12 protein-coding genes are annotated in these 13556 nt (G+C 64.2%); 10 read left to right on the top strand and 2 right to left on the bottom strand.

The annotated features are described in order from the left end of the window. Window positions 1–3: 3 nt before the first annotated feature. Both ACFQ2F_RS11305 and ACFQ2F_RS11300 read left to right on the top strand, forming a co-directional pair. Complete coding sequence (locus ACFQ2F_RS11305; RefSeq protein ID WP_379089905.1) at window positions 4–666, top strand: alpha/beta fold hydrolase; 663 nt, start codon at window positions 4–6, stop codon at window positions 664–666. After that, window positions 650–1429 (top strand): methyltransferase, encoded by a 780-nt coding sequence (locus ACFQ2F_RS11300; RefSeq protein WP_379089903.1) that lies wholly within the window; start codon window positions 650–652, stop codon window positions 1427–1429. The genes ACFQ2F_RS11305 and ACFQ2F_RS11300 overlap by 17 nt, the downstream gene beginning before the upstream one ends. Here the strand turns inward: ACFQ2F_RS11300 and bioA are convergent. Beyond that, entirely contained in the window at window positions 1357–2715 is a 1359-nt protein-coding gene (gene bioA / locus ACFQ2F_RS11295; protein ID WP_379089901.1) for an adenosylmethionine--8-amino-7-oxononanoate transaminase, read from the bottom strand. The two genes, ACFQ2F_RS11300 and bioA, sit on opposite strands and share 73 nt — an antisense overlap. Beyond that, entirely contained in the window at window positions 2712–3344 is a 633-nt protein-coding gene (gene bioD, locus ACFQ2F_RS11290) for a dethiobiotin synthase (RefSeq protein WP_379089899.1), read from the bottom strand. Before bioD ends, bioA begins: the two co-directional genes overlap by 4 nt. A gap of 162 nt (window positions 3345–3506) precedes the next feature. On the opposite strand from bioD, the gene ACFQ2F_RS11285 reads away from it, so the two are divergent. From ACFQ2F_RS11285 to ACFQ2F_RS11250, 8 genes are all read left to right on the top strand, one after another. Then, a complete protein-coding gene (locus tag ACFQ2F_RS11285; protein WP_379089897.1) occupies window positions 3507–5081 on the top strand; it encodes an ABC transporter substrate-binding protein in 1575 nt (524 codons plus the stop codon). A gap of 9 nt (window positions 5082–5090) precedes the next feature. Beyond that, entirely contained in the window at window positions 5091–6083 is a 993-nt protein-coding gene (locus tag ACFQ2F_RS11280) for an ABC transporter permease (RefSeq protein ID WP_379089895.1), read from the top strand. Then, window positions 6080–7021: an ABC transporter permease gene (locus ACFQ2F_RS11275; protein ID WP_379089893.1), complete on the top strand. Its 942-nt coding sequence runs from the start codon at window positions 6080–6082 to the stop codon at window positions 7019–7021. The genes ACFQ2F_RS11280 and ACFQ2F_RS11275 overlap by 4 nt, the downstream gene beginning before the upstream one ends. Window positions 7022–7186: 165 nt before the next feature. Beyond that, window positions 7187–8188, top strand: a complete 1002-nt coding sequence (locus tag ACFQ2F_RS11270; RefSeq protein WP_379089891.1) for a fructose-bisphosphatase class II family protein — start codon at window positions 7187–7189, stop codon at window positions 8186–8188. Between the two features lie 87 nt (window positions 8189–8275). After that, complete coding sequence (locus ACFQ2F_RS11265; protein ID WP_379089889.1) at window positions 8276–9205, top strand: phosphoribulokinase; 930 nt, start codon at window positions 8276–8278, stop codon at window positions 9203–9205. Between the two features lie 27 nt (window positions 9206–9232). After that, on the top strand, window positions 9233–11251 hold the full coding sequence (tkt, locus tag ACFQ2F_RS11260) for a transketolase (protein WP_379089887.1): 2019 nt from the start codon (window positions 9233–9235) through the stop codon (window positions 11249–11251). 55 nt (window positions 11252–11306) lie between these two features. Beyond that, window positions 11307–12320: a type I glyceraldehyde-3-phosphate dehydrogenase gene (gene gap, locus ACFQ2F_RS11255; RefSeq protein WP_379089885.1), complete on the top strand. Its 1014-nt coding sequence runs from the start codon at window positions 11307–11309 to the stop codon at window positions 12318–12320. Next, a complete protein-coding gene (locus tag ACFQ2F_RS11250) occupies window positions 12317–13549 on the top strand; it encodes a phosphoglycerate kinase (RefSeq protein ID WP_379089883.1) in 1233 nt (410 codons plus the stop codon). Before gap ends, ACFQ2F_RS11250 begins: the two co-directional genes overlap by 4 nt. Window positions 13550–13556: the final 7 nt, after the last annotated feature.

Raw genomic sequence — 13556 nt, 5'->3', positions numbered from 1 at the left:
CCCATGCATTTCGTTCTCGTCCATGGCTGGGGCTTCCACCCCGGCATCTTCGATGCTCTCGCTGAACGGCTTGAGGGTGACGTGACGCGCGTCGATCTCGGCTTTGTCTCCGGCGGACCGGACGAAGCCCTCGGCCCGAGCGATACCTGGCCGGAGGAAGCAATAGCCATCGGCCATTCGCTGGGCGTGCTCTGGCTCCTCCATGAGAGGCCCGACAGCTTCCGGGCTCTGGTCAGCCTCCAAGGCTTCGATGCCTTCGCGTCCCATATCGGCCGCGCCAAGGTGGCCGGAATGCGCAAAGCGCTGAAACGCGATCCGTATGGGCTGATGCGCATGTTCTGGAAAAGCTGCGGTGCGGAGCCCTTCGTTGCCGAAGACGCCCTGAATGTCGACCGGCTGGGCGAGGGGCTCGACTGGCTCATGGAGTGGGACGCCAGCGCGGCGCGCGAAGCGATGAAAGCCCCAATCCTGCCGCTCGCCTCCCGCGACGATCCGATCGTGCCGGAAGCGATGAGCGCGGCCATCTGGCGCGATCCCGTTGAATGGGCGGACCTCAGCGGCCATCTTCTCCCCGCCCGTCACCCCGAATGGTGCGCCGAACGGATCATGGGATTTGCCCGTCGCGCACTCGCCGAGAATGAGTTCACCGATGACGTCACCCCGTAGCGCGAAAATCGCCGAGAGCTTCGGTGCCCGCGCCGATAGCTACGAGCGCCACGCGGCTCTCCAGCGGATGGTGGCGGAACGGCTCGCAAGTCAGCTGCCGGACCTGAAGCGTCCGCGGGTGCTGGAGCTCGGCTGCGGCACGGGGCTTCTGACCCGGCATCTCCTGGACACCTACCCGGATGGCGATTTCCTGATCACCGATCTGTCGCCGGAGATGATCGCCACGGCGGAAGGCAATCTCAATCCGCCCAAGACTGCCAAGCTCACCTTCGATGTGATGGATGCCGCGCGGGTCGAAAACGTCTGCCGGTTCGACCTCATCACCACCAGCATGAGCCTGCACTGGCTGGCCGATCCGGCCGCCGCCCTGACCCGGCTGCGCGAGCGGCTCAATCCCGGTGGCGCGCTTCTCTACAGTGCGTTGGGGTCGGAGTGCTTCGCCGAGTGGCGGGCAGCGCTCGCATCAGAAGGGGTGCGGAACGGCATCGTCGCAATCGCGCCGCTTCCCGGTTGCCAAGACGAAGAGACCCTCGTCATGGAGGAGAGCGGTCTCGCCTTTCTCCAACGGCTCCGCGCCATCGGCGGGCTGACCCCGCGGGACGGCTACGCGCCGCTTTCCGCCGGCGCGCTCCGCCGCGTCCTTCGCCGCCTGGGAAAGGACCATGGCGGCAAGGTCAGCTGGCACATCGTCTATGGGCGCTTGTCGTCCATTGAGAGCTCGGCGGCCGCAAGCCGGTCCAGCCCCTCGATGATGCCCTCATAGGCCTGGTCGAGTTCCTGATCGGTCACGCAGTAGGGCGGCATCAGATAGACTGTCGGACCGATCGGCCGGATATTCAGCCCGTTGTTCAAGAACCAGTCCCGCAGCGAACGGCTGCGCACCGACTGGTAGTCGGAATTCCCCTTCACATCGAACGCCATGATGCTGCCGACCTGGCGCGGCCAGGCCACGTCGTCTCGCTCGCCGACCCGGCTCAGGAAGCTGCGGTGCTTATCGGCAATCTCGCCGATCCGTTTTAGCGTCCCTTCCTCTTCGAAAAGCTCAAGCGAACGCACCGCCACCGCGCAGGCCAACGGGTTGGCGGTGAAGGAATGCCCATGAGAAAGCGCTTTGGCAAACGTGTCGCCAATGAACCGATCGAAGAGTTCGTCCCGCGCCACCGTCACGGACATCGCCAGATAGCCGGCCGTCAGGCATTTGGAGAGGCAGACCAGGTCGGGCACGATTCCGGCTTGCTCCATGGCGAACATGGTCCCGGTGCGGCCGAAGCCCGTGGCCACCTCGTCGAAGATGACCAGGATGCCGGCGTTCTGCGCCTTCTCCACCAGCCGTTTTAGAAAGGCAGGCCGCGAAATCCGCATGCCGCCGGCGCCTTGTACCAAGGGCTCTATGATCATGCCGGCGATCTGGTCGGGATATTGTTCGATCACGCTTTCCAGCGCGGCGATCGCACCGTTCTCCTTCGCCTCGACGTCTTCGTCGCCGATATAGGTCGACGGGTAGGGCAGCACCTGCACCTCGCACATCAGCTCCCGGAACAGGGTGAAGAAGCCCGAGCCGCTGCCCATGGACATTGCCCCGACGGTATCGCCGTGATAGCCGCCGTCGAATGCGATGAAGACTTTGCGCGGCGTTCCCTCGTTGACCCAGCGCTGATAGGCGATCTTCAGCGCGACCTCCACCGCGGTCGAACCGTCATCGGAAAAGAACACGCGGTTAAGGTCCCCCGGCAGGAGCCTGGCAAGTCTCGAGGCCACGTCCACCGCCGGTGCGTGGGTGAAGCCGGCAAACATCACATGTTCGAAAGACTGCGCTTGGCGGACGAGCGCATCGTTGAGGGCGGGATGGGAATGGCCGTGCGTGCAAGTCCACCACGACGAGATCATGTCGAGCAATTCCTGGCCGTTGCCGAGCGTGAGCGTTGCGGCCTTTGCACCAACGACCGGCAAGGGCGGAGTCTCGGTTCCGTGTTGGGTAAAGGGGTGCCAGACATGGCGCTTGTCGAGCGCCATCAGCTCTTCGAGGGAGAAATCGTCAAAATCAGTCATTTCGCCATCTGCGCCAGTTTTTTGAGATCGAGCTCCGGCGTGATCCCGCAAAGGGTCTGCCGGTTGAGAGGATCGAGCCAGGGGATCTCCGCGATCACCTGGGTACGGCCATAGCGTTCGATGGCCGCGCGGTTATGGCCGCTCTCCGGTCCCACCATGATCACGCCGGCGACCGCCAGGCCGCGGCGGCGGAGCGCCTCCAGAGAGAGCAGCGTGTGATTGATGGTGCCGAGCGTGGAGCGCGCCACGAGAATTGCTGGTAGGCCGAGATCCTCCATCAGATCGATGACGAGCTCGGTCTCGTTGAGGGGCACCATGAGGCCGCCCGCGCCTTCCACCACGAGGAAATTCTCCGTCTCGGGCAGGCGGATCGCAGCCAGGTCGATGGTGACACCGGCCCGCCGTGCCGATTCGTGAGGCGAAAGCGGCTCCGGCAGCACGTAAGCCTCCGGCACGATTCGCTCATCTGGCAGCTCGGCGAGGGCGCGCACCGTCTTGGTGTCGGTGCCGTCTGCGACGCCCGACTGGATCGGCTTCCAATAGTCCGCGCCGAGATAGGCGGTCAGCCAGGCGGCGACCACTGTCTTGCCCACATCCGTATCCGTTCCCGTGACGAAAAACCCGCTCAAGAGACTCTTCTGCTCCGCTTGCCTCGATTGGGCGCGGACTTTAGCCGCTCAAGGCGCGGTTACAAGCCCGGACCCCGACCGGTTGCAGACCGTTGCGGCCAATCGCCAAACCGTGACTGAAGGGCTAGGCGCTTACGCCAAGGGACGCTATTGGTTCGAGCAATGCGAGTCCTCCTAGCGTTGCTTCTCATCATCGGGGCAGGGATTGCGCCTGCATTTGTGTCCGGTCCGGCCGTTGCCGTTGAGCGGAACAAGACCCTGCGCATGGCCTATGACGCCGACCCGATCTCCCTCGATCCCCACGAGCAGATCGCCAGCGCGACCCTGCAAATGTCCCATCTGCTGTTCGATCCCCTGGTGCGATTCGACCAGAATATGGAGCTGCAGCCCAGGCTGGCGGTCCACTGGGAGAAGATCGACGAGCGCACCACGCGCTTCTTTCTGCGCCCCGGCGTTAAATTCCACTCCGGCAACACGCTCACCGCCCACGATGTCGTCTGGACCCTCAACCGGCTGAAGCGCAGCCCCGACTTCAAAGCCCTGTTCGAGCCCTTCGAAGGGGCGCGGGTGATCGACGCGCTCACCGTCGATCTGATCACCAAGAAGCCGTACCCGCTGGTCCTGAACCTCGCGACCTACATCTTTCCCATGGACCGGGAGTTCTATTCCGGCGACGACGCGGAGGGCGAGGCCAAGGACGCCATCGTGAAGCACGGCGCCTCCTTCGCCTCCACCCATGTCTCCGGCACCGGCCCCTTCATCGTGACCGAGCGGGAGCAGGGCGTTCGCCTCTTAATGAAGCGGTTCAAAGGCTATTGGGACACGGAGTCCCCCGGCAATGTGGGCAAGATCGTCTTCACGCCCATCAAGGAGCCGGCCACAAGGGTCGCGGCGCTGTTGGCGGGGGATGTCGATTTCATCGCGCCCGTGCCGCCCGGCGACCTGAGCCGCGTCGAGGCGAACCCGTGCTGCACGCTCGTGACCATGCCCAGCACGCGCATCCTCACGTTCCAGCTCAATCAGAAGACCGTGGAGGCGTTCAAGGATCCTCGTGTCCGCCTTGCGGTCAATTACGCGATCAACCGCGACGGCATCGTGAAGAAGATCATGCGCGGCTTCGGCTCGCCTGCCGGCCAGCTCAGTCCGGAAGGCTTCGACGGCTACGATCCAGACCTGAAGCCCCGCTACGATCTCGCCAAGGCCAAGGCGTTGATGGAGGAGGCGGGCTATCCGGAAGGCTTCAGCGTCACCATGATCGCGCCGAACAATCGCTATGTCGGCGACTACCGCATCGCCCAAGCCGTCACCGCCATGCTGGCCAGGATCAACATCACCGTCGATCTCCAGACCATGCCGAAGGCGCAATACTGGCAGCGCTTCGATGCCCGCGAGGGCGACATCATGATGATCGGCTGGCAGTCCGACACTCAGGACTCGGCCAATATCTACGAGTTCCTCGCCATGACCCCGGACCCGAAGACCGGCTACGGCCAATATAATGGCGGCGACTATTCCAAACCCGAGGTCGACAAGCTGACCCTCCAGAGCCAGACCATGACCGACTCCGCGGCCCGCAAGGAGCTCCTCCAGCGCATCGAGCGGATTCTCTACGACGATGCCGCCATGGTGCCCATGCAGTGGCAGCATCTCTCATGGGGCGCCCGGAAGAATGTGCTGATCGAACCGGTTGTGAACAGTATCGACATGCCCTATCTCGGAGACCTCGTTATCGAATAGAAAGGCGGCATGGACGCCATCCGGCCTGCAGCCTCCTTCCTTCTCCAGCGGCTCTTTCAGATGCTGCTGGTCATGCTGGCGATCCTCACCATCGCCTTCGCCATCCGCTCCAGCCTCGGCGATCCGATCCGCGAGCTGACCGGGCCGGCCGCCTCCGCCTCCGAACGGGCCGAGCTGCGCGAGGAGCTGGGGCTGAACGATGCTTGGCCTACCCAGTTCGGCCGCTACCTGAAGGGCGCGGCCACCGGTGATCTCGGCACCTCATATATCTACAAGCGCTCCACCCTCGATGTGATCCTGGACAAGTTCCCGGCGAGCTTCGAGCTGGTGCTGGCGGCTTCCCTCATTGTCGTGCTGCTCTCCATTCCGGGCGGCATCTATTGCGCTGTGAGGCCGAAAAGCCTGGGCGCCAAGCTTGTGCTGGGCTTCAGCGTGCTCGGCGTCTCGGTTCCCGTCTTCCTCATCGGCATCCTGCTGATCAGCCTGTTCTCGGTGCTCTGGGGGTGGCTACCAGCCTTCGGCCGCGGGGAGACAGTGTCCGTGGTCGGGTGGGAGACGAGCTTTCTCAGCCTCGACGGGCTGGAACATCTTCTACTTCCCGCCGTCACGCTCTCCTCAATCATGCTGCCGCTTTTCATCCGGCTGATCCGCAGCGCCATGCTGGACGAGTTGGGGCGCGACTATGTCCGCACTGCCCGCGCCAAGGGCGTCTCGCGCATCCACATTTGGATCGGCCACGCCTTGCGCAATGCGTGGCTGCCGGTGATCGCCCAAGCGGGGCTGCAGTTCGGCAATCTGCTCGCCTTCACCCTGCTCACCGAGACCGTCTTCCAATGGCCTGGCATGGGCTTCCTGTTTCTCGAAGCCGTCACCCGCGCCGACATCCCGCTCATCACCACCTATCTCGTCGTGGTCGGCGCCATCTTCGTCGTCACCAACACCGTCGCCGATCTGGTGAGCCTCGCGCTCGATCCGCGGGTCAGCCTGGAGGCCGCCCAATGACCGGGGAGGGGGAGCTGAGCCAGACGCCCGCGCCGCCTGGGGCCGCGCTCCGGCGTCATCCGGCCGTGATCGTGCTGCTCGTTCTGCTGGGTTTCTTTGCGGTTGCCGGGCTTTTCGCGCCGCTCCTCGCACCCCAGAACCCATACGATCTCGCCAGCCTCGATATTCTCGATTCGGAGCTGCCGCCGGTCTGGCTGGACGGCGGGTCCTGGACCTATCCGCTGGGGACCGATGCCCAAGGCCGGGATCTCCTGAGCGCGGTGCTCTATGGCTTGCGGGTCTCCATGCTGGTGGGGCTGCTCGCTGTCGTCATTCAGGCAGCGATCGGCATTCCTCTGGGCATGCTCGCCGGCTATTTCGGCGGGCGCACCGACACCGTCGTCACCCGCTTCGCCGACATCCAGCTTTCCCTGTCCACCTTAATGCTGGCCATCGTGGCCCTTGCTCTGTTCCGCACCTGGCTGGGTGCCGAAAGCCTCGGCGCCAATGCCGTGCCCATTTTGGTGGTCGTGATCGGGCTCGCCGAATGGCCTTTCTTCGCGCGCACCGCGCGGGCCGGCGCGCTGTCGGAGAAGGCCAAGGATTACGTTCGCGCCGCCCGGGCGCTGGGTGCCACCGATGCGGAGATCGTCCGCCGGCACATCTTCCCGAACATCCTCTCGCCTCTGATCATCGTCGCGGCCATCGGCATCGCAAATGCGATCATGGCGGAGGCCGCGCTCTCGTTTCTAGGGCTCGGCATGCCGCCGACCCGTCCGTCCCTCGGCACTTTGATCCGATCCGGCTACGACCTGATCTTCGCCGGGGCATGGTGGGTCACCCTGATCCCCGGCGCGGTCCTGGTGGCGCTGCTCCTGACCATCAATCTCCTGGGCGATTCCTTGCGCGACGCTCTCGATCCCAGGCTGAAGGGCAGAGGCGGCAGCGTCACCGCGTGACGTTCGTGAAACCAATCCGTCATGCAGGGACTGCTACAAAAGACGTAATCCGCTAGACTGACGCGCCACTGCTGCAGGGATCGCGTTCGATTCGGCAGGTCGTCCCGCTGACGCGACGTGCCGGACTTGCGAGCAGAACAGGAGATCGCCTGAAGGAGGTCACAGATGACTGACGAGCGGTCCGTTTCGCCAGACTTTATCTACGCGCTGAGACGCGCCACGGAAGCCACCGCCTGCGCCGCCGCGGATGCGCTCAGTAGCGGCTGCCGGCAGACCGCCGGCAAGGCGGCCCTGGAGGCCATGCGCGACAGCCTCGCCGAACTCGATTTCGAAGCGGTCGATGTCATCGGCCATGCCCAGCAGGGCGAGCTTCCTCAGTTCAAGCGCGGTGAAATGGTGGGCAAGCGCGGCGCGTCATACCGTGCCGATCTCGCCGCCGATCCCATGGAAGGCACTGCCTATCTCGAGCCCGGCCAGACCAATGCGCTGGCCGTCATCGCTGTCGCCCCGCGGGACAGCATGATGGACCCGGGCCCAGCCTTCTACATGGAGAAGTTCGTCGCGCGCCCCGAAGCCCGGGGCCGCATCGATCCCGCCATGCCCACGCAGGAGAAGTTGGAGACCCTCGGCCGCTGCCTCGACAAGCCGGTCCGCGAACTGAACATCTACGTCCAGGAGAAGCCGCGCCACCGGCGTCTGGTGGACGAGATCGTCGCCACCGGGGCCAAGGTCTCGCTTTATCCGGCGGGCGACGTAGCAGGCGCCATCCTTGCCGCCATACCGGAGTCCGGCATCGACGCCATGATGGGAGTCGGCGGTGTGCCCGAAGGGATCATCTCGGCCGCCGGCATCCGGGCGCTGGGCGGTGAATTCCTCTGCCGCATCGCGCCCCAGCTCCAGACAGAATCCATGGCCGTGCGCGCCGCCGATCTCGACACGACCCACTGGCTGGACCGGGACGAGGTCATCCGATCCGGAGAGATCTTCTTCTGCGCCACCGGGATCACCTCAGGCCTTATGCTGGAAGGCGTTCAGCACGAGCCGGGCCAGTACCGGACCCAGACCATGATGATCTCCGGCTTCACCGGGGAGCGGCAGGTTCTGACCAGCTATAGGCCCTTAACCGAGACGCTCGTCGAAAATGTCACAGCACGAGACGTGGCCTGACCCATGGCGTAAGATGCCGCAAAACCAACGCGAAAAGTCGCGTGCATTTGAGTAGCGCCTGTTCGAGGCGCGTCCATGGGGAGGAAAATGCCGAAGCAGGTCGATCATCCGATCATCCTGGGCATCGTTGGCGATTCGGCGTCGGGTAAGACGACGCTGGCGGCCGGCGTCGCCCAGATTCTGGGTGAAGACCGCTGCACGGTCATGTGCACCGACGATTATCACGCCTTCGACAGGTCGGAACGGGCCAAGCTCGGCCTTTCCGCTCTCGACCCCCGCGCCAACTATATCGACATCCTGGAACAGCATCTCCGTCTCATGCGCGAAGGCCATGCGGTGCTGAAGCCCCTCTACAATCATACTCGCGGCACCCTGGAGCGTCCGACCTATCTCCAGCCGAAGGATTTCGTGATCGCCGAAGGCCTGCTCGGCTACACGACCCGTGCCATGCGCGATTGTTACGACGTGAAGATCTATCTCGACCCCATCGAGGACCTCCGCCGGAAGTGGAAGCGCCGCCGGGACACCACCCAGCGCGGCTACACCTCAGGCGAGGTAGAGGAGTCCCTGGAGAAGCGCAAAAGAGACGCCCCCCAATTCATCCATCCCCAGCGGACTTTCGCCGATATCGTCATCCGCTTCTCGCGGCCCGAGGGTGCAAACGGATCGGATACCCATCTGGACGTGCGCCATCTGCTTCGGCCGACCCTGCCGCATCCGGACTTTTCCCCACTTTTCGACGGCTCGAATTACGCCGATCTGAGGCTGGAGCTCGCCCGCGACAGCGACGGAAAGCCCGTGGATGTGCTTGAAATCAAAGGAGATATTTCCGATTCTCGCGCCGAGAAGATCGAAAATCTCCTCTGGGACCTCATCCCCGAGGCCGGCCATTTGCGCGACCAGGTGGGCCGGATCGACGTCGCCAACGGTGCGCCCATCAGTCATCCCCTAGCGCTGACCCAGCTTCTTGTGGGATACCACGCCGTGAAAGCGTCCATGGGCGAGCGCGCCTATTAGTTCTGACCCTACTTATTGGAGACTGTTATGGCCGAGAGCCTGAACCCGGAGCAGGCTTCACCCGCCGCCACCCGCGAGGATATGGCGAACGCGATCCGCTTCCTCGCCATGGATGCGGTCGAGAAGGCGAATTCGGGCCATCCCGGCATGCCCATGGGCATGGCCGACGTGGCCACGGTGCTTTTCACCAAGTTTCTGAAATACGACGCCGAGCATCCCGAATGGCCGGACCGCGACCGCTTCGTCCTGTCCGCGGGCCACGGCTCCATGCTGCTCTATTCGCTGCTCTATCTGACCGGCTCGCCCGTCGTCGATATCGAGCAAATCAAGAACTTCCGCCAGTTCGGCGCCAAGACGCCAGGCCATCCTGAGGATTTCATCACCGCAGGCGTGGAAACGACGACCGGTCCGCTGGGGCAGGGGCTCGCCAACTCCGTCGGCATGGCCATGGCCGAGCGCATGCTCAACGCCCGCTACGGTGATGAGCTCGTCGACCACTTCACCTATGCCATCGCCGGTGACGGCTGCCTGATGGAGGGCATCAGCCACGAGGCGATCTCGCTTGCCGGTCACATGAAGCTCGGGCGGCTCATCGTGCTGTTCGACGACAACCACATCTCCATCGACGGCGATACGGATCTCGCGGTCTCCGACGATCAGCTGGAGCGCTTCAGGGCGTCGGGCTGGCATGTCGCCCGGGTCGACGGTCACGATCCGGACGCCATCGCGGTCGCCATCGAGAATGCCCGCAATGTCACTGACCAGCCGTCCATGATCGCCTGCCGCACGGTGATCGGCTTCGGCGCGCCCAACAAGCAGGGCACCGCCTCCACCCACGGTTCGGCGCTGGGCGCTGATGAGATCGCCGCGGCCCGCGAGAAGCTGAACTGGCCCCACCCGCCCTTCGAGGTGCCGAAGCAGGTCCTGGCAAGCTGGCGCGCCGCCGGCTCTCGCCATCGCGACACCTACGAAGCCTGGATGGACCGGGCCGGCAAGCTCGACAGTGCTGCGCGCAACGCCTTGGTCGAGCCAATCGACGAGGACACCGCCATCGAGATTAAGAAGGCGGTGCGCGAGGCCAAGGCTCAGTTCGTCGACGAGCAGTCGAAGCTGGCGAGCCGGCAATCCTCTCAGAAGGTGCTGGAGCGGCTGACGCCCCTGGTCCCCCATCTGATCGGCGGCTCCGCCGACCTGACCGGGTCCAACGGCACACTGACCAAGGCACACACGGCCATCACGCCGGAAGACTTCTCCGGCAACTACATTCATTGGGGCGTGCGTGAGCACGCTATGGCCGCGGCCATGAACGGCATGGTGCTCCACGGCGGCTTCGTGCCCTATGGCGGCACCTTCCTGGTCTTCACCGACTATTGCCGTCCGGCTATTCGACTCTCGGCCCTGATGAAGAAGCGCGTCGTCTATGTGATGACCCACGACTCCATCGGTCTCGGCGAGGACGGTCCGACCCATCAGCCGGTCGAACATCTCGCTGCCTTGCGGGCCATGCCGAACCTCAACGTCTTCCGCCCGGCCGATGCGGTCGAATGCGCCGAATGCTGGGAGCTTGCGCTGCTCTCCCGCACCAAACCCTCCATCATGGCGCTGAGCCGCCAGGGGCTTCCGCTCCTGCGCAACGAGGCGACGGAGGAGAATCTCTCCGCCAAGGGCGCCTATGTGCTGCGCGAAGCGGACGGCGAGCGCGATGTGACCCTGCTCGGCACGGGTTCCGAAGTGCTGCTCGCGGTCCAGGCTGCCGAGGAACTCGCAAAGGAGGGCATCAAGGCCGCCGTCGTCTCCATGCCGTCCTGGGAGCTGTTCGATGCTCAGCCGGCCGAATATCGCCGGGAGGTCATGGGCACCGCGCCGCGGGTCGCCGTGGAAGCCGCCATGGAATTCGGCTGGCACAAATGGATCGGTTTAGACGGCGCGTTCGTTGGAATGTCGAGCTTCGGGGCTTCAGCGCCTGCCAAAGACCTATATAACCACTTCGACATCACCACCGAGGCCGTCTGCGCCGCCGCGCGAAGCTGCCTCGGCAAGGATTGATGGCGAACAAGAGCTGATACGTTCAAAGACGAATACAAAAGACTAGTGAGGAGAGATGTCGAACAAGCGCGTCGCGATTAACGGCTTTGGCAGGATCGGACGGCTCACACTGAGAGCCTATCTGGAATCCGGCAGGGACGATCTGGACTTCGTGGCCATCAACGATCTGGCCCCGGCGGATATGAACGCCCATCTGCTGGAGTTCGATAGCGTGCACGGACGTCTCCCCATGGAGGTCGGCCTTTCGGGCGGCAATATCCGGGTGAATGGCAAGGAGATCAAGGTCATCTCCGAGGCCAATCCGGAGAACCTTCCCTGGAAGGACCTCGATATCGACATCGTCATGGAATGCACCGGCCGCTTCGCCGATCGTGACTCCGCCGCCCAGCATCTCGAGGCAGGCGCCCGTCGCGTGCTCGTCTCTGCGCCGTGCAAGAACGCCGACCTCACCGTCGTCTATGGCGTCAACGACCAGGATCTGACGGCGGACCATCTCGTCGTCTCCAACGCCTCCTGCACAACCAACTGCCTCGCGCCCGTGGTGAAGATCATCAACGAGACGGTCGGCCTGGAGCGCGGCTACATGACCACGATCCACGCCTATACCGGCGACCAGCGGACCGTGGATACCTTCCACAAGGATCCCTATCGGGCCCGCGCCAGCGCGGTGAACCTGATTCCGACCTCGACCGGCGCGGCCAAGGCGATCGGTCTGGTTCTGCCGGAGCTTGCGGGCAAGCTCGACGGTGCCTCCATCCGCGTGCCGACCCCCAATGTCAGCATGGTCGATCTAACCTTCCAGTCGTCCAAGCCGACATCCGTGGACGAGATCAACGAAGCCATGACCAAGGCGGCCAACGGCTCGCTCACCGGCGTGCTCGGCGTCAACGCCAAGCCCCTCGTGTCGTCGGACTTCAACCACGATCCGCGCAGCTCGATCTTCGATCTGCCGAGCACCCAGGTGATCGACGGCGTCTTCTGCCGGGTCGTCTCCTGGTACGATAACGAGTGGGGCTTCTCCAATCGGATGAGCGATACCGCTGCGGCCATGGAGAAGCTGATCGCATGATGGTCGACCTCTCCCGCATCCGATCCATCGAGGACGTCGACACCGAGAACAAGCGCGTGATCCTGCGCGCCGATCTCAACGTGCCGCTGAAGGACGGGGAGGTCACCGACACCACGCGGATCGACCGGCTTCTGCCGACCCTGGAGCTGCTTCAGCGCAATGGAGCGAAGATCGTCCTGATCTCCCATTTCGGGCGCCCGAAGGGAGAGCGGATCGCCGAGTACTCCCTGAAGCCCGTGGCGGATACGCTTCGCGCAGCTCTGCCCGAGGCGAAGATCGAGTTCGTGCAGGACTGCGTCGGCAAGGTGGCTCATGACGCCATCGAGGCCATGGAGCCGGGCGACATCGTTCTGCTGGAGAACCTTCGCTATCACCCGGGCGAAGAGGCGAACGACGAGGCCTTCGCCGACGAGCTCGCCAAGTTCGGCGATCTCTACGTCAACGACGCCTTCTCCGCCGCCCACCGGGCCCACGCCTCGACCGCGGCCATTGCCGAGCGGCTGCCGGCCTATGCCGGACTGCTGATGCTCGAGGAGATCCGCGCGCTTGAGAAGGCGCTCGAAGATCCGCAACGCCCGGTCATGGCCGTTGTCGGCGGTTCCAAGGTCTCCACCAAGATCGCGGTGCTCGATAATCTCGCCCAGAAGGCGGACATCATCGTTGTCGGCGGCGGCATGGCGAACACCTTCCTGTTCGCTCACGGCGTCGATGTTGGCAAGTCGCTCTGCGAGGAGGACGCCACAGGCCTCGTGAAGAGAATCGAAGGCCATGCGAACCAGAGCGACTGCGAAATCGTTTTGCCAACGGATGCCGTCACCGCCAAGGCGCTGGAAGCGGGCGTCGAGACCGAGCAGCACTCGATTTCGTCCATTCCCGCCGATAGCATGATCCTCGATGTCGGCCCGGAGACGGTCGCCGATCTGAAGCGGAGACTGGCGGACGTGAAGACCTTGCTCTGGAATGGTCCCCTCGGCGCGTTCGAGATCGCGCCTTTCGAGGAAGGGACCTTCGAGGTAGCCCGCGAAGCGGCGCGACTCACCAAGGAGGGCAAGCTCGTGAGCGTCGGAGGTGGCGGCGATACGGTGGCGGCCCTGAAAGCCGCCGGCGCCGCGGACGACTTCACCTATGTCTCGACCGCGGGCGGCGCCTTTCTGGAATGGCTTGAGGGCAAGCAGCTCCCGGGCATCGCTGCGCTGGCAGCCGAGACAGACGAGACGGCGGAGACCTAAAGCTAAA

The organism is Methyloligella solikamskensis (assembly GCF_042676065.1).
GTDB lineage: Bacteria > Pseudomonadota > Alphaproteobacteria > Rhizobiales > Methyloligellaceae > Methyloligella > Methyloligella solikamskensis.
Note: the sequence above shows the minus strand (reverse complement) of the source record. Positions and strands in the feature narration are given on the sequence as shown.

Excerpts from the sequence above, each read along its gene's own strand:
- gap (WP_379089885.1), top strand. The coding sequence starts at position 11,307 with ATGTCGAACAAGCGCGTCGCGATTAACGGCTTTGGCAGGATCGGACGG.
- ACFQ2F_RS11300 (WP_379089903.1), top strand. The coding sequence starts at position 650 with ATGACGTCACCCCGTAGCGCGAAAATCGCCGAGAGCTTCGGTGCCCGC.
- tkt (WP_379089887.1), top strand. The coding sequence starts at position 9,233 with ATGGCCGAGAGCCTGAACCCGGAGCAGGCTTCACCCGCCGCCACCCGC.
- ACFQ2F_RS11280 (WP_379089895.1), top strand. The coding sequence starts at position 5,091 with ATGGACGCCATCCGGCCTGCAGCCTCCTTCCTTCTCCAGCGGCTCTTT.
- ACFQ2F_RS11265 (WP_379089889.1), top strand. The coding sequence starts at position 8,276 with ATGCCGAAGCAGGTCGATCATCCGATCATCCTGGGCATCGTTGGCGAT.
- ACFQ2F_RS11250 (WP_379089883.1), top strand. The coding sequence starts at position 12,317 with ATGATGGTCGACCTCTCCCGCATCCGATCCATCGAGGACGTCGACACC.
- ACFQ2F_RS11305 (WP_379089905.1), top strand. The coding sequence starts at position 4 with ATGCATTTCGTTCTCGTCCATGGCTGGGGCTTCCACCCCGGCATCTTC.
- ACFQ2F_RS11285 (WP_379089897.1), top strand. The coding sequence starts at position 3,507 with ATGCGAGTCCTCCTAGCGTTGCTTCTCATCATCGGGGCAGGGATTGCG.
- bioA (WP_379089901.1), bottom strand. The coding sequence starts at position 2,715 with ATGACTGATTTTGACGATTTCTCCCTCGAAGAGCTGATGGCGCTCGAC.
- ACFQ2F_RS11270 (WP_379089891.1), top strand. The coding sequence starts at position 7,187 with ATGACTGACGAGCGGTCCGTTTCGCCAGACTTTATCTACGCGCTGAGA.
- ACFQ2F_RS11275 (WP_379089893.1), top strand. The coding sequence starts at position 6,080 with ATGACCGGGGAGGGGGAGCTGAGCCAGACGCCCGCGCCGCCTGGGGCC.